Annotated in this window: 15 protein-coding genes; 14 read left to right on the top strand and 1 reads right to left on the bottom strand. The window is 45.1% G+C overall.

Annotated elements, in window-relative coordinates:
• The first annotated feature begins 445 nt into the window (after nucleotides 1-445).
• The 13 genes from BDI_RS17915 (at nucleotide 446) to BDI_RS17975 (ending at nucleotide 18,541) form a co-directional block, all read left to right on the top strand.
• The gene (locus BDI_RS17915; protein WP_041525703.1) at nucleotides 446-3,829 is read left to right on the top strand and encodes a SusC/RagA family TonB-linked outer membrane protein; all 3,384 of its coding nucleotides are present in this window, start codon (nucleotides 446-448) and stop codon (nucleotides 3,827-3,829) included.
• Nucleotides 3,830-3,865: 36 nt separating this feature from the next.
• A complete protein-coding gene (locus BDI_RS17920; protein WP_012056080.1) occupies nucleotides 3,866-5,740 on the top strand; it encodes a RagB/SusD family nutrient uptake outer membrane protein in 1,875 nt (624 codons plus the stop codon).
• Between the two features lie 126 nt (nucleotides 5,741-5,866).
• Complete coding sequence (locus BDI_RS17925; RefSeq protein ID WP_012056081.1) at nucleotides 5,867-6,589, top strand: MBL fold metallo-hydrolase; 723 nt, start codon at nucleotides 5,867-5,869, stop codon at nucleotides 6,587-6,589.
• A 47-nt stretch (nucleotides 6,590-6,636) separates the two neighbouring features.
• The gene (locus tag BDI_RS17930) at nucleotides 6,637-7,014 is read left to right on the top strand and encodes a VOC family protein (RefSeq protein WP_005859283.1); all 378 of its coding nucleotides are present in this window, start codon (nucleotides 6,637-6,639) and stop codon (nucleotides 7,012-7,014) included.
• Between the two features lie 168 nt (nucleotides 7,015-7,182).
• Entirely contained in the window at nucleotides 7,183-8,169 is a 987-nt protein-coding gene (locus BDI_RS17935; RefSeq protein WP_005859281.1) for an ROK family protein, read from the top strand.
• A 103-nt stretch (nucleotides 8,170-8,272) separates the two neighbouring features.
• A complete protein-coding gene (locus tag BDI_RS17940) occupies nucleotides 8,273-8,791 on the top strand; it encodes an NUDIX domain-containing protein (protein ID WP_012056082.1) in 519 nt (172 codons plus the stop codon).
• A gap of 246 nt (nucleotides 8,792-9,037) precedes the next feature.
• Complete coding sequence (locus BDI_RS17945; RefSeq protein WP_012056083.1) at nucleotides 9,038-12,037, top strand: tetratricopeptide repeat protein; 3,000 nt, start codon at nucleotides 9,038-9,040, stop codon at nucleotides 12,035-12,037.
• A gap of 9 nt (nucleotides 12,038-12,046) precedes the next feature.
• Nucleotides 12,047-13,831, top strand: coding sequence for a TonB-dependent receptor (locus BDI_RS17950; RefSeq protein WP_012056084.1), 1,785 nt, complete (start codon nucleotides 12,047-12,049; stop codon nucleotides 13,829-13,831).
• A 19-nt stretch (nucleotides 13,832-13,850) separates the two neighbouring features.
• Nucleotides 13,851-14,951, top strand: coding sequence for a sensor histidine kinase (locus BDI_RS17955; RefSeq protein WP_008772737.1), 1,101 nt, complete (start codon nucleotides 13,851-13,853; stop codon nucleotides 14,949-14,951).
• 15 nt (nucleotides 14,952-14,966) lie between these two features.
• A complete protein-coding gene (locus tag BDI_RS17960; protein WP_008779247.1) occupies nucleotides 14,967-16,097 on the top strand; it encodes a sensor histidine kinase in 1,131 nt (376 codons plus the stop codon).
• Between the two features lie 2 nt (nucleotides 16,098-16,099).
• Nucleotides 16,100-16,951, top strand: coding sequence for a sensor histidine kinase (locus BDI_RS17965; RefSeq protein ID WP_005859269.1), 852 nt, complete (start codon nucleotides 16,100-16,102; stop codon nucleotides 16,949-16,951).
• 11 nt (nucleotides 16,952-16,962) lie between these two features.
• Nucleotides 16,963-18,126 (top strand): PP2C family protein-serine/threonine phosphatase, encoded by a 1,164-nt coding sequence (locus BDI_RS17970; RefSeq protein ID WP_005859268.1) that lies wholly within the window; start codon nucleotides 16,963-16,965, stop codon nucleotides 18,124-18,126.
• Nucleotides 18,127-18,163: 37 nt separating this feature from the next.
• Nucleotides 18,164-18,541 (top strand): hypothetical protein, encoded by a 378-nt coding sequence (locus BDI_RS17975; protein ID WP_005859266.1) that lies wholly within the window; start codon nucleotides 18,164-18,166, stop codon nucleotides 18,539-18,541.
• Between the two features lie 284 nt (nucleotides 18,542-18,825).
• Here the strand turns inward: BDI_RS17975 and BDI_RS17980 are convergent, their stop codons facing one another.
• Nucleotides 18,826-19,089 carry a tetratricopeptide repeat protein gene (locus tag BDI_RS17980; RefSeq protein WP_005859264.1) on the bottom strand — a complete coding sequence of 88 codons (264 nt, stop codon included), beginning with the start codon at nucleotides 19,087-19,089 and terminating at the stop codon, nucleotides 18,826-18,828.
• A gap of 161 nt (nucleotides 19,090-19,250) precedes the next feature.
• Here BDI_RS17980 and topA point away from each other — a divergent pair, with 161 nt between their 5' ends.
• Nucleotides 19,251-21,599: a type I DNA topoisomerase gene (gene topA / locus BDI_RS17985; RefSeq protein ID WP_012056085.1), complete on the top strand. Its 2,349-nt coding sequence runs from the start codon at nucleotides 19,251-19,253 to the stop codon at nucleotides 21,597-21,599.
• Nucleotides 21,600-21,667: the final 68 nt, after the last annotated feature.

Below are 21,667 nucleotides of genomic sequence, written 5' to 3' on the forward strand. Positions count from 1 at the left end.
AAACATCACTCTCTTCTTTTCAACTTCTTTTGTGTAGCTTCTTCATTATCATGGTTTTAATTATGAAAATCACTTCTTGTTTTTTTCATGATATTAAAAAAAACGACTAGTTGAAACGATCGTTTAAATCTTGCGTTTTCGAGAAGGGGGAAAGAGGATTTGAAAAAGAAGAGCTTTTTTGTGGGAAGAAAAGGTTATCTTTCCCATTAGCAATAAGATAAAATAAAAAAAAATGAACAAAAAGTTGCATGTGTCAAAAAAAAGACAGATCTTTACAAACGACTAAATGAAACGATCGTTTCAACTAGTCGTTTTATGAAAAAACATTTAGACCATAAGTATTATAGATGAGTAATAGCTACAAGCTGTGATGTTGTGTCTATATGAAAAAATCAAATTGTTAAGTAGATTGTGTTTTTTGATTTATACCTTAAATTCTAATTTTATGAGTAATGTAGTATTTTGGAGACAGGTGTTTCTGGGAGCCTCTTTATTCCTTTGCGACGGATATCCCATCATCGCTGCGGAAGTTGGCGATTTAACACCAAACGTAGGAACTCGTAGCCTACAACAAGATGGACGTAGAGTCATTTGTACTATTTCAGACAAAGCCGGACCAATTGTAGGGGCAAATGTCCTTGTTAAAGGAACCACTATCGGAAATATCTCCGATATGGACGGACGTGTTATTTTAGACGGTGTGCCTAGTAATGCGATTTTAGTTGTGTCTTACATTGGCTATGTCAGTCAAGAAATTCCTTTAAAAAGTAGTCAGACGAATGTGAGGATTCAATTGGTGGAAGATACTCAAGCTTTGGATGAAGTGGTAGTAGTTGGATATGGTACGCAATCGAAGAAGGACATTACCGGTTCTGTTGCTGTTGTTTCTACAGACGCTATCCACGAGACTCCGGTGGCGACTTTCGCCGAGGCTTTGCAAGGAAAAGCATCCGGTGTGTATATCTCTAATTCCGGAGGTCCCAGCGGTGAGACTACGATCCGTATTCGTGGTGTGGGTTCTCTTAATAGTTCAGACCCGTTGATTGTTGTGGATGGTGTATCCGGGGTGGATATCAGTTCCGTAAACCCGAATGATATTGAGTCTATGCAAGTGTTGAAGGATGCTTCAGCTACCGCTATTTATGGTGCACAAGGTGCGAATGGCGTAATTATCATTACGACGAAGCAGGGTACGCGTGCTGATCGTGTTCGTGTCTCTTATAATGGATATTTTGGTGTCGCTAAGATGGCTAACAGCGGTTATGATTTGTTGAACGGTTGGGAATCGATGGAATTCGAGGAATTAGGACAGCAGAATCTGTATAACTATCGTGGTTTGGCAACCTCTCATCCTCAATTCGGGCAAATCGCCGCTACGGGTGGTAAAGGTATTTCGATGCCTTATGCGATTAAGCCGGCCGGTTATAGCGAACAGCAGATTATTGATATGTATGGGAGCGTAGAGGCTTGGGAAAAGTCGTATGTAGACGATGGAAGCAGCTCTTGGGCCCGATCCGCGTATTATCAGATGTTGGCCGACGGTTATTCCGATGCGGAGGCTCGTAAGGGTACCAATTGGTACGATGAGATTGTACAGACCGGAAAGATCCAAGATCACCAGATCTCTTTGGTGGGTGGTGGCGAGAAAGCTACTTATTCTGTCTCTTTGGGTTATACAAATCGAGAGGGTACGATCCAGAATTCTTATTTCAAACGTTACTCTTTACGTACGAATACGACCTATAATCCTAATAAGTATTTCACGATGGGCCAAAATACGAACCTTGCCGCTATGGAAACGGGAGGAGAGTCTGGTCGTCAAGGAGATGCGAACACGTTCGCTAAGACTTATACCATGAATTCGTGGGTACCTATATATAATGTAGGAGGTGATTATACGGGATCCGTGGCACCTAATGCGGGCCGTGATATTTCCGCCGTGCATCAGGTAGCTATGAATGAGAATGATTGGACACGCATGTTTCATGGACAGACTGCGGTTTTTGCCGAGCTTTCCAATCCTTGGATCGAAGGTCTGAAGCTTCGTTCTCAGTTTAGCGCTCGCTTGAATGGTATGTGGAGTTTGGAGATGACCGAACGTCAAAATATGGCGAACAAAGAGGCTTCTGCCAACAATACATTGACTGAGACGGGCAACTGGCGTTTGAACTGGCAGTGGACAAATACGGCTACTTATACCAAGAAGATTCATGAAGATCATAATATTACCGTTGTTTTGGGTACGGAGGCTATCAAACAAGGTGTCGGCCGTTATATGCAAGGAACCCGTATCGATTACATCTTCGAGAGCGATCCGAATACTTGGACACTGGATAATGGTTCTTCTTCTAATATAGGTAACTCTAGCCGTTATCAAAGAAAAGTGACTATGTTCGGCCTTTTCGGACGTGCGGACTATTCTTATAAGGGTAAATATTTGGCGACATTCACGATTCGCCGCGACGCTTCTTCCAAGTTTGGCTCCAAGAACCGTTGGGGTAACTTCCCTTCCGCCTCCTTGGGATGGCGTATGTCTGACGAGAAATTTATGGAGCCTACCCGGAAATGGTTGGATGACTTTAAGCTGCGTGCCGGTTATGGTACGACCGGTAATTCGAATATTGGTTCTTACAACTATGCGTTCCAGTATGGTACGGGAAATTATTATATGTATCCTATCACGGGATCGGATTCAGAGACTTCTCCCGGTTATGTGCTCTCGAACTTGGGTGACTCGGACGCTAAATGGGAAACCACAAAAATGTTTAATATAGGTTTCGACCTTACGGCTTTGAGTAACCGATTGACCGCCGGATTTGACTTTTATGTAAAGAATACCTCAGACTTGCTTGTGCCTGCTAACTGGTCTGCGCTGGTTGGTAACGCATCAAAGCCTAGTATCAATATCGGTGATATGAAGAACAGAGGTGTTGATTTGTCCATTGGATGGAGGGACAAAGTTGGCGAGTTCGGTTATAACATCACGGCTAACATCTCAAGATACAAGAATGAGCTTACCCGGTTGGGATCTTCTGATTTGTTCAACGATACTCGTTTGAGCAAGGTGAATATTACTACGGTGGGCCAACCTGTCGGAATGTTCTACGGGTATCAGATTGAGGGTATTTATCAAAATGAGCAAGATGTTATTTCCTCGGGCGTTCTGCCTTATGGTGTGGCTACGGAAAACGATTTGGTCGCTTCCGCATGGGTAGGCCGATATAAGATGAAAGACGTGAACAACGATGGTAAGATCGACGCGGATGACCGTACGATTATCGGTAATCCTCATCCTGATTTGACCGGAGGTTTCAATATCTCTTTGACTTGGAGAGATTTTGATCTAAGTACTTACATGTATTACTCGATTGGAAATGATTTGTACAAACACTACGAGTACTATACGATGTTTGGAAACTTGCAGTCTAATTATTCGAAAGATCGTTTGGCGAAATCTTGGGATCCGGTGAATAATCCGAACGGTATTTATCCTTTGTGGACAACGACCTCGACCGAGGGCCCCGAGGCTGGTAACGAATCGAACTCCAATTATGTGCAAGATGGTTCTTATCTTCGGATGCAGACGTTGACTTTGGGGTATTCATTGCCTAAGAAGTTGCTGAAGAAGATCGGTTTCGAGAAGATACGTGTATACGGCCAGATCAGTAACGTGTTTACGATAACCGGTTATGATGGATTGGATCCGGAGGTTCGTTCGCATACTTCGTTCGAGAACGAATATGTATCAAGCGATATGAATAAAGGTATCGATTATGGATCTTATGGTATGCCTCGTCAGTTCTTGATGGGTGTGAATGTGACATTCTAACGTATGTGCTTTATAAACGATTAATTTGAATTCATTATGAAAAAAGTTCTTATATATTTTGCGATGGCGGTGGTTCTCGCGTTAGGCAGCACATCTTGTTCCGATTTCTTGGAGATCGAACCAGTAGGTGCGGTTAATGAAACCAATTTAACGGATCAGGAAGGTATTAATTATCTTCTTACCGGCATGTATTCAGCGTTAAATATTCCGGCGGCTACGACTAACTCTTATTTTGGGGCAAGCTTGACAAACTATACGTATGGTGATGTGATGGGCGGTGACGCTAATAAGGGGTCAACGGCTGCGGACCAATCGGACTTCACGTTGTTGGAGACTTTTAGCTTTACGACCGATAATTCCTATATCAAGCGTAAATGGGTGGCAGTATACGATGCGGTGGCTCGTGCTAATAATGTCATGCATTTGGCCGGTTTGATTAAAGATGAGCTTTCCGCTATACCGGGACAGGAGAAAGATTTTTATACCGAGGCCATAGCCCAAGCTCGTTTCATGCGTGGTTTTTATTTGTTTGAGGGTATCAAGAATTTTGGGGCGGCTATTCCTTATGTATCTTTGGAGGATTATGAGTCGTCCGTGAACCCACTGATATCGAATGTGGATGAGAGCGGTAACTATATTTATATTTGGGAACAGGTGGCTGAAGATTTGCAGTATGCTTATGATAATCTTCCCGGCGCATGGCCGGAAGAGCCCGGTCGTGCCAACAAATGGGCGGCTGGAGCGTTTTTGGCGAAACTGAGAATATTCCAGTCTTCTCCCTATAATGGAACGAATGGAACCTCCAACAAATGGACGGAGGCTAAATCGATTTTAGAAACGGTTATCGCTAATGGTACGGATAGCAAGGGCACGAAATATACCTTGACCCCGAGTTATGAGACGCTTTACACGGCGGGCGAGAGCGACTGGACGGGCGAGTCTGTGTTTGACGTCCAGATGGCAATCTCCGGTACGCAGTATTATACCAATGCGATCAATGGTAACTCTCATATCTCATTGTCTGGCAAGATTGGTTCCGGCTGGGGATTCTACCAGCCTTCTTATGACTTGGTGAATGCGCATATGGTGGATGAATATGGACTGCCTTATCTCGATAAGTCGTATCAAAGCAAAACCTCGGTTACAACAATTGATGGCGATAATGTACCTCATACGGATTTGACGGTTTATACGGATCCTCGGGTTGACGTATCTGCGGGTCGTTTCAATGTCCCCTATATGGATTGGGATATACCGGTTACTATCGATGGCTGGATTCGTGATTTGGCGAATGGCGGTCCGTTCTTGAATAAGAAGAATCTGCCGAAAAAGGCGGATAAGGGAGGCTTGAGCTTGACTACAACCGGTGGCTCAACTGCCAAGAACTTCCACTTGATGCGTGTAGCTGAGCTTTACCTGCTTTATGCTGAGGCTTGTATAGAAACGGGTGATATCAATACTGCCAGAGAATATATCAACAAAGTTCGCGCACGTGCCGCACAAAGTTGTATCATGGCTGCCGACGCGAATAACAATATGGCTTTAACTTCTTCTCCATATGTATTGGAGGATAAGGTGAGCGGAAATACCATTGCTAATACGGCGGCTAATTATCGCATCGGCTTGTATCCCGCGAGTGGCTGGACAGTGGATAAGGCGATAAAAGCCTTGCGTTTCGAGCGTAGGATCGAGTTGGCGATGGAGGGGCATCATTGGTATGATCTTGTGCGCTGGAATGCGGCTTCTGAGGAGCTGGGTAATAAAGGTTCGGGCTTCTTGGCTTATGAAAAGAGATATTTGCTGAAGTACCAATCGGCTACGTATCCGGATAGATTAGTGACACTTCCGATCCCTAACGATGAAATTGTCACCATGGAAGGCGTATTAGTCCAGAATGAGAACTGGAAATAAATTGTAGGTTGATAATCATTGTGGGCCGGGCATGTGATATGTCCGGCCTTTTGTATATTTGTACCGTGAATTCAACAACCCGGTGAGGTTCGGTGTTCTTAAGATAAACAATAAATGAGGATCATTATGAGATTGGTGTATATTTATCATAGCGGATTCGCTTTGGAAGCGGATGGCTTTTCGATCTTGATCGATTATTTCAAGGATAGCGATCCGGACCCGGCCAAGGGATACGTGCGTAGCGAACTCTTGAAGCGTGCGGGCACATTATATATATTAGCGTCGCATTTCCATCCGGATCATTTTAATCCGGAAGTATTGAAATGGAAAGAGCAGAAGCCGGATATCAAATATATCTTTTCCAAGGATATATTGAAGCGTCGGAGGGCCAAGGCTGATGATGCTATTTATTTGAAGAAGGGGGATGCCTATCAAGATGAACTTCTGACCATCAAGGCATTTGGTTCCACGGATGTGGGGATCTCTTTCCTGATAGAGACAGAAGGCAGACGGATCTTCCATGCCGGCGACTTGAATAATTGGCATTGGAAAGACGAGTCCACCCCGCAAGAGGTAGCCGAGGCTGAGGGTAATTACTTGAAGGAACTGGATATAATAGCGACAGAAACCTCTGTGATGGATCTCGTCATGTTCCCGGTCGATCCTCGTTTGAGTACCGATTTCATGAGGGGCGCCCAGCAATTTATCGATCGTATAAAAACAAGCGTATTTGTCCCGATGCACTTTTGGGAACGTCCGGCGGAGGTTATGGCTTTCGGCCCTTACGCCGAATCGAAAGGATGTCGTTATATCGTATTGTCTGTTCCGGGAGAAGGGACGGATATATAATATATTATTAATGTATAGGTTATTTTAAACGCATAAATTTATTAGGTATGGAAGTTAAAGGTAGATTTGACCATTTCAATATTAATGTATTGGATTTGGATAAGAGTATCGCTTTTTATAATAAAGCGTTGGGATTGAAAGAGCACCATCGTAAGGTAGCGGAAGACGGTTCGTTTATCTTGGTTTATCTAACGGATGAGCAAACCGGTTTCTTGATGGAGCTGACTTGGCTGCGTGACCGGAAAGAACCTTATGAGCTAGGCGACAATGAGAGCCATCTTTGTTTCCGGGTAGCCGGCGATTATGAGGAGGTACGTAAATACCACAAGGAAATGGGAGCGGTTTGCTTCGAGAATACCAAGATGGGATTGTATTTTATTAATGATCCGGATGACTATTGGATCGAGATATTACCGTTGCGATAATTCTCCATTATTATATAACAATGTTGCTTAACATAAGTTTTCGAAAAAAGAAGATAAAATGACAGGAATCTGTAAAATTTTCTTCAAATCGTATTGCAACTTGTGTTAAACCTCTTATATTTGCTACCTAGAAAGAGGAAAATCATTATTAATCCTAAATATAAAATCATGGAGAAGCCTTATGTAGTAGGTATCGATATAGGTGGTACCAACACTGTTTTTGGTGTAGTTGACGCAAGAGGAACAATCTTGTATAGTGGATCAATTAAGACTGGTAAATATGCAGACGTTAATGACTATGTAGCGGAATTAGCTAAAGGTCTGAAGTCTGTTATTGATCAGGCTGGTGGTCCGGATAAGATTAAAGGTGTGGGTGTAGGTGCTCCGAACGGAAACTTTTTCAACGGATGTATCGAATTCGCTCCGAACTTGCCTTGGAAAGGTAAGATTCCTTTGGCTCAATTGATCAGCGAACAGATTGATGGTATTCCTGTTGCTTTAACAAACGACGCCAATGCTGCCGCTATCGGTGAGATGACTTATGGAGCCGCTCGCGGTATGAAAGATTTTATCGTGATCACTTTGGGTACCGGCGTGGGTAGCGGTATCGTAGTAGGTGGTAACTTGGTATACGGACATGACGGTTTTGCCGGTGAGTTGGGCCATGTTATCATGCGTCGTAACAACGGTCGTCAGTGTGGTTGCGGTCGTCAAGGATGTCTGGAGGCTTATGCTTCAGCTACCGGTGTGGCTCGTACGGCTCGTGAATATCTGGAAATCCGTAAGGACGAGAGTGTTCTTCGCGACTTGGATCCGGATGAAATCACTTCAAAAGACGTATACGACGCAGCTATGAAGAATGATAAGATCGCTCTTGAGATTTTCGAGGCTACCGGCTCTATGTTGGGAGAGGCTTTCGCTGATTTCGTAGCATTCTCTAGCCCGGAGGCTATCATTTTGTTTGGCGGTCTTACGAAAGCTGGCGATTTGATCATGAACCCGATTAAACGTTCAATGGAGAAAAATATGTTGAAGGTTTACGCAGGTAAGACTAAATTATTATTCTCTCAATTGAAAGAGAGCGACGCTGCCGTATTAGGAGCAAGTGCTTTGGGTTGGGAAGTAAGAGACCAAAGCGCTGGTTTGGAAGTCTAAATCCGGTTTTACGTATAACGAAAAGACATTTGCGAAATAAGGCAAGCCGCATCTATATTTAGGTGCGGCTTGTTGTTTTTAATTGAATTATAAATCATAAAGTATGAGACATCCGTTGTATCAATTTCAGTTTTGCCCGGTTTGCGGGGCAAAAGCTTTCGTGGAACATAACGAGAAAGCGAAAAAATGTATGGCGTGCGGTTTTGTTTATTATTTCAACCCGTCATCGGCTGTCGCTTGTTTCATAAAGAACGCTAAGGGGGAGTTATTGCTGGTTCGCCGAGGAAAAGAGCCGGCTAAAGGTACATTGGATTTGCCCGGTGGCTTCGTCGATATGTTTGAGTCGGGGGAGGAGGCCGCTCGCCGGGAAGTAAGGGAGGAGACGGGGTTGCATATCCAGAATTGCCGTTATTTGTTTTCCTTGCCTAATTTATATATGTATTCCGGCTTTGAGGTGCATACGCTGGATATGTTTTATGAGTGCTTGGTAGATGATTTCAATAACGTGCATGCGGAAGATGATGCCGCCGAGATCGTGATCCTTCGCCCGGAGGATGTGAATCCGGAAGACTTCGGTTTAGACTCTATCCGAAAGGCGGTACCAGCCTATCTTAGAAAATAACAATTAGGAAAATTGTACGAAAATGAAAGATGATATATCTTATCGTTGCAACATGATACATCTTGTCGTTGTAAGATAATACATCTTCTCCCTATAAGGTGTATCATCTTCCATAGAGATAATTTTAGAACGTGTTGTCCTAAATATTAATAGAACTTGCCTTCTGTTTGGCGCATATTACTTATATTTGCGAATTAGAACGAATAGGCACTGAAGTAAGTGCTTGTATTAAAAAGCAAATGAGTGATGAAAAGAATACTTATTCCGCTGTGTCTGGTAGTAGGCAGCCACATGGCAAGCGGGCAGAGATCGTATCAATTTGATGCGCCGAACCGTTTGTTTGTCGAAGGCAAGGAGTTGTTTAGTTTGAAGAATTATTCAGGTTGCATCGATAAGCTGGAGGCGTATAAACAGCATTCCACGGATGCTGACTTGATTCAAGAAGCCGATTATATGTTGGTCTACTCCGCTTATGAGCAAGGCCGTCCCAATGCCGTTGAGTTATTGAAAGATTATCTGGATGTGTACCCGGCTTCCCGTCATGCGGACGAGGTGAACTTCTTGATCGGTTCCGCCCATTTCGGACAGGGAGAATATCAGAAAGCTATCTTTTGGTTTAACGAATCGAACATTGATATGCTAAGTCCGGAACAACAGGAGGCTTATTGTTTCCGTCTGGCTTATTCCTTGTTGCAAATCGGGGATATGGAGAAGGCCCGTGGTTATTTCGCACGGATCGAGCAGATTGGAACGAAGTACCGGGAAGCGTCTACCTATTATGTCGCTTATATCGATTACGCAACCGGTAAATACAACAATGCCTTGGTGGAATTTACCCGCTTGAAGGACTTGCCTGATTATAAAGAGCGATCCTTGTGCTATATCACGCAAATTTATTTTATCCAGAATAAATACGAGAAAGTGATCAGCGAAGGTAAGGAATTGCTAGCCTCTTATCCGGATAGCGAGAACAATAGCGAGGTTTACCGTATCATGGGTAACGCCTACTATCATCTGGGAAATGAGGATCAGGCGATTAATATGCTGAGTAAATATGTATCCTCGACGGATAGCCCGTTGAGGGGCGATTTATATATCTTGGGCGTATGTTATTACAATAAGGGTAATTACAGTAGCGCCGTGAACGCTTTGGGGCGGACCGTACGTGAGAACGATGCCCTTTCGCAGAACGCTTATCTGTATCTGGGGCAAAGTTATCTGAAATTAAAAGATAAGAATAACGCCCGTATGGCCTTCGAGGCTGCCGCGACTTCTTCTTTCGATAAGCAAGTGAAAGAGGCGGCTATGTATAATTACGCTTTATTGATCCACGAGACCGCTTTCACGGGCTTTGGCGAGTCGGTGACAATCTTCGAGGATTTCTTGAATGATTTTCCGAATTCCAAATATGCCGATAAGGTAAACGATTATCTGGTGGAGGTTTATTTGACTACCAAGAACTATCAAGCGGCTCTGAACTCTATCGATAAGATCAAGCATCCGAGCACGAAGATCTTGGAGGCGAAGCAAGATATCTTATTCCAGTTGGGAACGCAGGCGTTCACGAATATGGAATTGGATAAGGCGGTCGATCTTTTCAGCCGTGCGATCTCGTTGGGCGCTTATAATCTGGAATCTCGTAACGACGCTTATTTCTGGCGTGGGGAATCTTATTATCGCCAAGGTGAGTATAACAAGGCGATTTCCGATTATCGTACCTATTTGAATAATACCCGCCAACGTAATACGGATATGTATGCCTTGGCACATTATAACTTAGGTTACAGCTACTTCAAATTGAAAGAGTATGGCGAGGCGTTGAACCGCTTCCGTCAATACGTGAATTTGGAAAGCAATCAGCAGACTCCGGCTTATGCGGACGCTTATAATCGTATCGGCGATTGTTTATTCCACAACCGTCAGTTCGCTATGGCGGAAGAGAATTATACCCGTGCGGCGCAATTGCAACCGTCCGCCGGAGATTATTCGGTGTATCAGAAGGGCTTCTTGCTGGGATTGCAGAAAGATTATAAGGGAAAGATCAGCGTGATGGATCGCTTGATCCGTGAGTTCCCGGAATCACAATATGTGGATGATGCCTTGTTCGAGAAAGGACGTTCTTACGTGTTATTGGATAACAATCAAGCGGCTGCGGCAAGCTTTGAGCAATTGATGCGTGATTTCCCGCAAAGCAGTCTGGCTCGTAAGGCCGGCGTACAGCTTGGTTTGATTTACTTCAACGACAATCAGCCGGAGAAAGCGGCCGATGCTTATAAGAGCGTGATTAGCAATTATCCGGGTAGCGAGGAGGCGAAAGTGGCCTTGCAAGATTTGAAGTCCGTATATATCGAGCTGAACGATATCAATTCGTTTGCCGCCTATGCGAATTCGTTAGGTGGAAATGTTCGTTTCGAGGTGAGTGAGCAAGACTCCTTGACCTATCTGGCGGCCGAGAAGTTATTTATGCGAGGCGATAATGAGGGCGCTCGTCGTAGCTTGACGAATTATTTGCAAACCTTCCCGCAGGGAGCGTTTAGCTCGAACGCTAATTTCTATTTGGCAAGTATCGCTTTTGCCAAGAAAGATCTGGAGGAGGCGAAACGTCTGTTCTCGTTGGTATTGGAGAGCGGTGATACGAAATTCAGGGAAGAGTCTTGGGCTCGTAAGGCTGAGATCGAGTATCTGGATAAGGATTACGCCGCCGCTATGGAAAGTTTCAAGCATCTACAGGCGGTAGCGGAGAATCCGGAGAATAAGGAGGCCGCTAAATTGGGCTTGATGCGTTGCGCCGAGTTGACCGGTCAGCCGCAAGAGGCTTTGCTTGCCGCCAACAATTTGCTGAAGGAACCGAAGCTATCTCCCGAGATTATGTCCGAGGCCCGTTATGTCCGTGCGAAGGCTTATATCAGCTTGAAGCAGGAGAACAAGGCGTTGGCCGACTTGAAGGAGATCAGCAAGGATACCCGTACGATACACGGGGCGGAGGCTAAATATCTATTGGCTCAATTGTATTATGATAATAAGGATGATAAGAATGCCGAGACTGTCTTGATGAACTTCATCGAGAACGGTACGCCTCACCAATATTGGTTGGCACGGGGCTTTATCTTGTTGGCTGATATTTATATCCGCCAAGGTGATGATTTCCAAGCTCGTCAATATCTGACCAGTTTGCAAAACAACTACAAGGGCGATGATGAGATCGCCGCGATGATCGAAGACAGATTGGGTAAACTAAAGAAATAAAAGAAAGCGATGAAGACTATATATAATGTAAAGGCGTTGTGTGTGGTAGCTTTGCTGGGTTCGGCTGCTGCTGCGAGTGCGCAAGAGGATGTTACGAAAGAAAAGAACCTGAACCGAGAGATGACGCTTGAACGGGAGTATGATCCTTCCGTGCAGGACGCTAGCAAGGTAAATACGCTTCCCGTGGTGAAAGAGCCGGAGGTTCGTAAGATCCCGATCGATTACTCGAATTATACGATCGCCGCCGATCCGCAGAAAGAGATTAGTTTGTTGCCTTCCGGAAATATCATGACGCAGATGGATTACAACAAGCGTCGGGGATATTTTAACTTTGGTATGGGTACGCGCATGAATATCAACGGAGACTTGGGCTATCATATCCTGAGTACTGAGAAGGATCAGCTGAATCTATGGTATTCGCATCGCTCCACGAACGGAAAGCCAAAGGATTATGATGTCAAGGCGAAAATCAATGACAACTTGGGAGGCATCAACTACAAGCACGCTTTCGAGAAGACGATATTCAGTATCGGAGCGAAGTACGGCTACTCCGCATTCAATTATTATGGGGCGGCATTGTCTGATACTACATCCAGTTATGCCCCTTCGGAGGATTTGTTACAGAGAGATCGCGAAACCAACCAAGTGAACCAGACGATCGCTGCTACGATAGGTTTCGAGTCGAAGGAGGAGGCTGAGGTTGGCTATTTGTTGGACTTAGGTTATACTAATTTCTCGCATAAATATGGATTAAGTAGGGTGATGGACGGCCCTACGGAGCATACTCTAGAGGCAAAGTTTGATCTGAACGCTGGTTTCAATGGGAATATGCGAGTAGGCTTGGGCGGTTTGGTCGAATATTTCAATTACAGTTTGCCGGAGGTAGGAGGTTATGAATATGAGTTCAAGAACCATGTCGAGGCGATGTTGTCGCCTTATTATAAGGTAGAGGGTGATAATTGGAATTTAAAGCTGGGTGCGAACGTGATGCTGGCTACGGGCGACGAGACAAAATTCATGGCCTCTCCGAATGTAGCCGCCGATGTGGAGGTGGCCGACAAGACGGAGCTATACGTGAACGCTGGCGGCAAGATGTACTCCAACAGCATGTACGAGATGTCGCGTGTGAACCGCTACCTCTACCCGATGGCAGAACTATTGCCCTCGCGCAATTGGCTGGACGCTGTCTTGGGTATCCGGAGCGGCGTGGCACCGGGCTTTTGGTTTGATGTGTTCGCCGGATATAAGATAACGAGCGATGATGTGCTGTTTACTCAGTCTGATGTTTGGTCAGCGAATTATTTCGGCAGTTTCAGTGTTGCGGAGCCGGGTATCGACACGAAGCAACTTTTCGTGGGAGCCAACTTGAAGTATAGTTATCAACAATGGTTCGATATTGCTTTGAAAGGTGTATATAATAATTGGAAAGCGGAAACGGATGAAGGCGAGTTGCCTCATGCGTGGGGGAAGCCGGAAATGGAACTGAATGCGAACCTGACCATCCGCCCGATTGAGAAATTATCTATCGCTTTGGATTATTATTTGGCTACCGGACGTTATGCGAATGTACGGACTTGGGGTGTCAATGGGAACACTGGTATGACGTACGATAAAATGAATGAGTTTAAGATGGATAACATCAACGAGCTAAACCTAACAGGTACCTATACCTTCAACGATACCTTTGGTGTTTATGCCAAGTTGACCAATATTCTTTGCCAGAAGTACGAACTGTATTACGGTTATCCGATGCAGAGTTTTAATGCGATGTTGGGCGTGAATATCAATTTCTGATATCCGGAGGACAGGAAGGATGGGCGACATAAATATCAAACAACTGGAAAGCCTTCGCTGGAGGATGCGGGTGATCGAGACGCTGACCGTGATCGGGACGGCGTGGATCGCCTTGGCGGTTTACCAGAAGAAGGAAGAACTGGTTTATTATTTGGTGGGAGCCGTAGTCCTTCTATTCCTGTTAAAGTATTATACGCAATTCCGTCTGCGAAAAAGACAGTTCGTCTCTAATCTCGTTGAACAGCGGACGATGGAATTGCGTTTCCAGCGGGATGCGATGCAAGCGGAGTCGGAGAAACTATCCCGTGCCCTTTCTGCCTTGGCGGACGCTCAAGACGAGTTGGTTCGTAAGGAACGTCTGGCATCGATCGGCCAATTAACGAAAGGTCTGGTGGATCGTATCTTGAATCCCTTGAATTATATCAATAACTTCGCTCATTTGTCTGCTGCATTAGCGAAAGATATCAAGCAGAATATCGATGAGGACGAAGAGACCGGTAAACACGATAATTATAATGATACGCAAGAACTGCTGGTTCTTTTGACCGGCAATCTGGATAAGATCGCCAAGCATGGTGATAACACGGTGCGAATCGTAAAAGCGATGGAAGAATTGCTGAAAGATCATTCGGCGAATCGAACCTGCGTGGATATTAATGATTTATGTAAGGTCAATCTGGATATCTTGCGAAAGAATTATGCGAAGGAGATCGAGAAGAATCAAGTAGATCTATCATTCTCCGGGCTTTCCGTACCGTTGACAATCGAGGTGAATATCGATCAGATGGGAAAAGCCTTGTCGCAGATATTGGATAATAGTATATATGCGGTCTTGAAAAAGGCCGGAGAGCCGGGATATCAGCCTTCTGTCTCGTTGGTATTGCGTATTCAAGCGGATAAGTTGCAAGTGGTTATCCGTGATAATGGCGTCGGTATAGAAGAAACGATAAAGACGAAAGTCTTTTCTCCGTTCTTTACCACCAAACCGACCGCGGAAGCGGCAGGAACAGGTCTTTACTTGAGTCGGGAGGTCGTGTTGAACCATAAGGGTACGATCGCTATCGAGTCGGAGAAAGATAAATATACGGAAGTTACGATTACGTTGCCTATTTATAGTTAGGAAAGGAGGTTCATCATGATACAGGATTTACATACCGAGATCGATCGGTTAAAAAGGCGGATTAAACTTTGCGAGCGGGTTACGCTGGGTAGCTTGGTCGGTATTTGTGTATCTGTGAAGTTCGGTCATCAAGAATGGATCGGATTGCTTTTCTTGATTCTGTTTTGCCAGATCTCTAAGTTGGTTTTCAAGCGGAAACTCAAACAAAAAGAGTATTTGGTAAAAGAGGTAGAGGAGCGTACGCAGGAGATCCGTTCGGAGAAAGACGCGATCCAAGAGGAATCCGAGAAATTGGCGGCCGCTTTGAAAGCCTTGGGTGAGGCGCAGGACGAGCTGGTCCGTAAGGAACGGATGGCTACCGTAGGACAATTGACTCAAGGTTTGGTGGACCGCATTTTGAACCCTCTGAATTATATCAATAACTTTGCGAATTTGACATCGGGGCTGGCCAAGGATCTCCGGGAAAATCTGGATAGTCAGAAAGAGCATCTGAAACCGGATGTGTATGATGACTCGGTAGATTTGCTGAATATGATGACCAGTAATTTGGAGAAGATCTCCGAGCATGGTTTCAATACGGTCCGTATCGTTAAGGCGATGGAGGAATTGCTGAAAGACCGAAGAGGTAATCTTACGCTTACCAACATAAACGGATTATGCCGGATTGCCTTGGATAAATTGAAGAAAACGTATGAGCAGGATATTCAAGAGAAGAATATCCGGATTGTTTTCGATAATTTGACGCTGTCTTTGATGATGGAGGTAAACGTGGAGCAGTTCAGTAAGGTTCTGGCCGGGATATTGAAAAATTCCATGTATGCCCTGTTGAAGAAATCGGAGACTGTGACTTTTAGTCCGGAGATATTCCTTGGATTGAAAGTCAATAAGGATATGCTGGAAATAACGATCCGGGATAATGGGTCCGGTATCGACGAGAATATAAAAGATAAGATATTCGCTCCTTTCTTCACGACAAAGACAACGGGGGAAGCGGCCGGCGTAGGGCTTTACCTATGTCGTGAGATCGTGCAAAACCATCGGGGAACCATCGAGGTGGAGAGTAAGAAAGGAGAATATACCCAGTTTCTAATTACGATCCCTGTATATCAACCGAAAACAATTACACCGCCTAAAGAGGAGGAATAGATATGGAAGACCAGAGTAAGGAAATAGAACGGCTACGTTTGCAAGTGAAGAACTTAGAGAAATTATCTTCTTTAGGTATGTTGAGTGCCGGGATCGCGCATGAGATCCAGAATCCGCTCAACTTTGTCATCAATTTCAGTAAGCTGTCCTCTAAGTTAGTGGATGACTTGGAAGATATATTAGAAGAAGAGAAAGATGTCTTGCCTCCGGAATCTTGGGAGAAGCTGACCGCCTTGCATGAGGAGTTTAGCGAGATCGTTAACGATTTGCATGGTAACTTGAAGAAGATCGAGGAACATGGAAACCGGGCGACAAGTATCATCCGGGGTATCTTGCTTTATTCCAGAGGGAAGGATGACGAGTACATCCCTACGGATATCAAGAATCTGGTGAAGGAATATGTTTGGCTGGCTTATCATTCGATGCGAGCGAACTATAAAGGTTTCAATATTGCGATCCGGGAGCATTACGAGGAGGGGCTTCCGATGCTGAAAGTGATCCCGCAGGATTTGAGCCGTGCGGTATTGAATGTCATGAATAACGCTTGCTATGCGGTCTATAGTAAATCCAAGCTCTCGCCGATCGGGTATGAGCCGGTTATATCCGTGGATCTACGGAAGGAGGGAGATTCTTTAAGATTAAGTATCGAGGATAATGGTATCGGTATGCCGGAGAATATCCGGGAGCAGATATTCTCCGCGTTTTTTACCACGAAACCGGTGGGAGAGGGAACTGGCTTGGGGCTATCTATCACTCGATCCATTATAGAGGAGAAGCATGACGGGAAGATAGAGGTGGAATCGAAAGAGGGTGAGTTTACCCGTTTCATATTCCTTATTCCATTAACGAAATAAACAGAAGAATTATGGCGATCAAGATATTAAGCGTAGACGACGAACAGGATCTGGAAGCGTTGCTAACCCAATATTTCCGTCGGAAGATCCGTAAGGGAGAGTATGAGTTCTCCTTTGCCCATAATGGTTTGGAGGCGTTGAGGATGATGTTGGACCATCCGGACTTTGATATCATATTGAGCGATATCAATATGCCGGAGATGGATGGCTTGACATTGCTGACGAAGATTAACGAGATGCGTAACCCGGCCTTGAAATGTATCATCGTATCGGCTTATGGGGATATGGAGAATATTCGTACCGCCATGAACCATGGTGCTTTCGACTTCGCTACCAAGCCGATCGATATGGAGGATCTGGAACGTACGATCGAGAAGGCGGTCGAGCAGATTTCTTTTATCAAGGAGGCCCAAAAGGAACATCATCAGCTAGAGGAGATACAATACGACTTGAACGTGGCACGTGAGATACAGCAATCGATCTTGCCGAAGCAGTTCCCTCCGTTCCCGCAATATAAGCAATTCGATCTCTACGCGACCATGAGCGCGGCGAAGGCCGTGGGGGGTGATTTCTATGATTTCTTCTTGGTGGACGATAATCATCTGGGTTTTACGATCGCTGACGTGTCGGATAAGGGGATTCCCGCCGCTATTTTCATGGCGATCAGCCGTACGGTGATCCGTGCTACGGCGCTTAGGCAGCTTTCCCCGGCGGTCTGCATGAAGGAATCGAATGATCTATTGTGCCGTGAGAGTGTCAATGGGATGTTTGTCACTACTTTTTATGCGATCTTGAATATCCATACGGGCGACGTGGTTTATTGCAATGGGGGGCATAATCGTCCGGTTTGGATTCGTAAGAACGATAAGGTATCTCTTTTGCCGATGACTGGTGGGATGGCCTTGGGAGTCGTGCCGGGATTAGCTTATAAAGAACAATCCTTGAAACTGGAAGCGGGAGACAGCTTGTTCCTCTATACGGATGGAATCAGTGAGGCGATGAACCTGCGGAATGAGCAATATGGAGATATCCGTTTGGTAGAGGCTTGTAGCTCCGTGAAGAACCAATCCCCCAAATCCATGATCGAAGGTATATCCGAATCCGTCCAATCATTCGTGAACGGCGCTACGCAGAGCGATGATATTACGATGTTGGCGCTGACTTATAAAGGATAATCATCTGGATAAAGGTAATTTCTTAAAGTTTACTTATATGAAAAAAGCATTTTCTGTATTTTTATCATTTTGCCTGTGTACTATTACCATGCTAGGCTTTACCGCTTGCGGTGATGATGAGCATGAGCATGAGGATAAGCATGAGCATGGGCGAAGGACGGATCTAGTTGATGAGTTTGGTCGTATTCGTTGGGACGATCGGGTGAATCTATGGGCCATCGTTTGCTCCAAGCCGATCGATTTTGTGGGTAATTACTATGTGGAAGATATGCCGAAGGCTTATCAGCAAGAGGGATTGGAGGTTCGGTTCAGTGGAGAGGCATACTCCTTGGAAGACGGGAAGATCCCTCCGGCTATACTGACCGAGGAGTTCTTCTGTCTGCATAACTATACGATTACTCCGGTGGAAGATTGATAGCCAAAGAAACATAAATTCATTGTATATCTTGTAGAGACGGGGCATGCCCCGTCTCTACAAATTACGATGGGCAATGTTAGGTGCTAAGAATGCCCATTATAAGCACTTTATAATGCCCATTGTAAGCCTTTAACGATGCCTATTATGACGAGCTTACGTTATAGGTTGTAAATGAGCATTATACGAATAAACGCTATATCAATAACAACTAACTTCATAAATGCATAAAGTCGAGTTACTTGTACTTCTAGAATTTATTTGGGTGCGGGTGCTCTGTCTTCTTAATGGTTGTACATATCCTTATTATAAAAATCCAGCACCTTGATCGCCATATCGTAGGCCGCTTGTGCCGGGCTTTCCGGATTGATCTCTATCGCTTGCAGGTAGCTGTTGAGGGCTAGGCGTACGTTGCCTAGTTTATAATGAGCTTTTCCGAGGAGAAACCAAGCCTCGTCGGATCTCGGTTGCTCCGTGAGGTAAGCGTCCAAGAGCCGGATCGCTTCTTCTAGTTTATTCTCTGAAATAAGTCGCTTTATCTCTTCCATATTTTTGAATAGCTTTTTGATTTTGTCCCGCGAAGGTAAATAGAAACGCATGACTATATATATAATGTATAGGAAAAAACGCTTTTTTAGTGACCGATATACTGCGTACGTTAATTATTTGTGTAAGTTTGCACCCGATTTCTAACCAGCAAAAAATAGATATGCAAAAGAATTTGGTAATAGTGGAGTCACCCGCCAAGGCAAAAACCATCGAGAAGTTCCTCGGAAAGGACTATAAGGTTATGTCTAGCTATGGTCATATCCGCGACTTGAAAACGAAAGATTTCAGTATAGACCTCGAACACAATTATGCCCCGGAATACGTGATTCCCTCTGATAAGAAGAAACTCGTGACCGAATTGAAGAACGAAGCCAAGAAAGCCGAGCAGGTTTGGTTGGCTTCCGATGAGGACCGGGAGGGAGAGGCCATCTCTTGGCATTTATATGAGGTATTAGGATTGAAACCTGAGAATACGAAACGTATCGTTTTTCATGAAATTACCAAGAACGCTATATTACATGCGATCGAGACGCCGAGAGATATCAATATCGATTTGGTGAACGCGCAGCAAGCCCGTCGTATCTTAGACCGTATCGTGGGTTTCGAGCTATCCCCCATTCTTTGGCGTAAGGTGAAGCCGGCTTTATCCGCGGGGCGCGTGCAATCGGTTGCCGTACGTCTGATCGTAGAGCGGGAGCGAGAGATCAACGAGTTTGTCTCGGAGGCCGCCTACCGTGTGATCGCTAGCTTTATCTTGCCGGATGGTACGACAATCCTCAAGGCGGAGCTGAACCGTCGTTTGAAAGATAAGGAAGAGGTGGAGGCATTCCTTGAATCTTGCAAGGACGCTTCTTTCACGATCGATGATATCTCGAAAAAGCCGGTGCGTAAAACACCAGCCCCTCCTTTTACGACATCTACCTTGCAGCAGGAGGCCGCCCGTAAGTTGGGTTATTCGGTCTCGCAGACCATGATGATCGCCCAACGCCTGTATGAGTCCGGATTGATCACGTATATGCGTACTGACTCCGTGAACTTAAGTGATTTGGCTTTGGGGACGGCAAAAGAGGCTATCTTGGATACCTACGGTGAGAAATATTATAAATTCCGTCAATATCATACCAAGAGCAAGGGAGCGCAAGAAGCGCACGAGGCGATTCGTCCGACCTATATCAGCAATGATGAGATAAGCGGGACCGCTCAGGAAAAGAGATTATACGAATTGATCCGCAAACGTACGATCGCTTGCCAGATGGCGGACGCCGAGTTGGAGCGTACGACGATCTCCGTAGGCATCGGCGGCAAGAAAGAGAAGTTCGTGGCTACCGGTGAGGTCATTACTTTTGACGGTTTCCTTCAGGTGTACCGCGAGAGTTTTGATGACGAGAATGAGAAGGAACAGGAAAACGGCCTTCTTCCTCCGGTTACCTTGAACGAGGTATTGAGTATGAAGGATATCGTCGCTACCGAACGTTTCACGCAACGTCCTCCCCGCTATACGGAAGCAAGTTTGGTTCGCCGTTTGGAGGAATTGGGAATCGGTCGTCCTTCTACCTATGCTCCTACGATCCAGACGATCCAGAATCGAGAGTATGTTGTGAAAGGGGATAAGGAAGGAACGGAGCGTACTTATAATATCATAACCTTGGACCGGCATACGATCAAGGAAGTCCAAAAGACGGAGATCGTAGGAGCGGACCGGAATAAGTTGATGCCAACCGATATCGGTACGGTCGTGAATGATTTCTTGATGGAGTATTTCCCGGGCGTTATGGATTATAACTTCACGGCGAGCGTAGAGAAGGAATTCGATGCCGTAGCGGAAGGCGAGATGGTATGGACGGACGCTATCGATAAATTCTATAAACTATTCCATCCGATCGTGGAAGAGGCAGCCTCTGTCCGTACGGAGCATAAAGTGGGTGAGCGTGAATTGGGTATCGATCCGAAGAGCGGCAAACCTGTTTTCGTGAAGATCGGTCGTTATGGCCCAGTCGTACAGATCGGGCAGGCGCACCCAGAGGATAAAGAGGCTCCTAAACCTCAGTTCGCAACCTTGATGAAGGGGCAATCTATCGAGACGATTACTTTGGAAGAAGCCTTGAAATTGTTTGATCTACCCCGTACGATTGGTGAATATGAAGGTAAGGTCATGGTTGCCGCTGTCGGACGTTTTGGCCCGTTTATCCGTCATGACGGAAAGTTCGTATCCATACCGAAGGGCTTGAATCCTTTGTCGATAACAGCCGAGGAAGCTATCGAGTTGATCGAGGCAAAAAAACAAAAAGATGAGCAACGATTTATCAAGAAGTTCGATGAGGATCCGGAAATGGAGATCTTGAATGGTCGCTTCGGCCCTTATATCTCTTATAAGAAAAAGAATTACAGAATCCCTAAGACGATAGAGAAACCAGAGAACTTGACCTTGGAGGAATGCCAGAAGATAATCGCCGAGGCGGGAGAAAAACCTGCTGCGACGAAGAAACGTACGACACGGAAAAAGGCTTGATTATAGCTCTAAAAATTCATAGTTATGATTTACTAAACTCATAACTATGAATTTTTCAAAACATAACT

Origin of the sequence: Parabacteroides distasonis ATCC 8503, assembly GCF_000012845.1 — a bacterium.
GTDB lineage: Bacteria > Bacteroidota > Bacteroidia > Bacteroidales > Tannerellaceae > Parabacteroides > Parabacteroides distasonis.

What these genes read in the sequence shown, in the direction of transcription:
- BDI_RS17930 (WP_005859283.1), top strand. Translation starts at nt 6,637, where the DNA reads ATGGAAGTTAAAGGTAGATTTGACCATTTCAATATTAATGTATTGGAT.
- BDI_RS17955 (WP_008772737.1), top strand. Translation starts at nt 13,851, where the DNA reads ATGGGCGACATAAATATCAAACAACTGGAAAGCCTTCGCTGGAGGATG.
- BDI_RS17965 (WP_005859269.1), top strand. Translation starts at nt 16,100, where the DNA reads ATGGAAGACCAGAGTAAGGAAATAGAACGGCTACGTTTGCAAGTGAAG.
- BDI_RS17980 (WP_005859264.1), bottom strand. Translation starts at nt 19,089, where the DNA reads ATGGAAGAGATAAAGCGACTTATTTCAGAGAATAAACTAGAAGAAGCG.
- BDI_RS17935 (WP_005859281.1), top strand. Translation starts at nt 7,183, where the DNA reads ATGGAGAAGCCTTATGTAGTAGGTATCGATATAGGTGGTACCAACACT.
- BDI_RS17920 (WP_012056080.1), top strand. Translation starts at nt 3,866, where the DNA reads ATGAAAAAAGTTCTTATATATTTTGCGATGGCGGTGGTTCTCGCGTTA.
- BDI_RS17940 (WP_012056082.1), top strand. Translation starts at nt 8,273, where the DNA reads ATGAGACATCCGTTGTATCAATTTCAGTTTTGCCCGGTTTGCGGGGCA.
- BDI_RS17945 (WP_012056083.1), top strand. Translation starts at nt 9,038, where the DNA reads ATGAAAAGAATACTTATTCCGCTGTGTCTGGTAGTAGGCAGCCACATG.
- topA (WP_012056085.1), top strand. Translation starts at nt 19,251, where the DNA reads ATGCAAAAGAATTTGGTAATAGTGGAGTCACCCGCCAAGGCAAAAACC.
- BDI_RS17925 (WP_012056081.1), top strand. Translation starts at nt 5,867, where the DNA reads ATGAGATTGGTGTATATTTATCATAGCGGATTCGCTTTGGAAGCGGAT.
- BDI_RS17950 (WP_012056084.1), top strand. Translation starts at nt 12,047, where the DNA reads ATGAAGACTATATATAATGTAAAGGCGTTGTGTGTGGTAGCTTTGCTG.
- BDI_RS17960 (WP_008779247.1), top strand. Translation starts at nt 14,967, where the DNA reads ATGATACAGGATTTACATACCGAGATCGATCGGTTAAAAAGGCGGATT.
- BDI_RS17970 (WP_005859268.1), top strand. Translation starts at nt 16,963, where the DNA reads ATGGCGATCAAGATATTAAGCGTAGACGACGAACAGGATCTGGAAGCG.
- BDI_RS17915 (WP_041525703.1), top strand. Translation starts at nt 446, where the DNA reads ATGAGTAATGTAGTATTTTGGAGACAGGTGTTTCTGGGAGCCTCTTTA.
- BDI_RS17975 (WP_005859266.1), top strand. Translation starts at nt 18,164, where the DNA reads ATGAAAAAAGCATTTTCTGTATTTTTATCATTTTGCCTGTGTACTATT.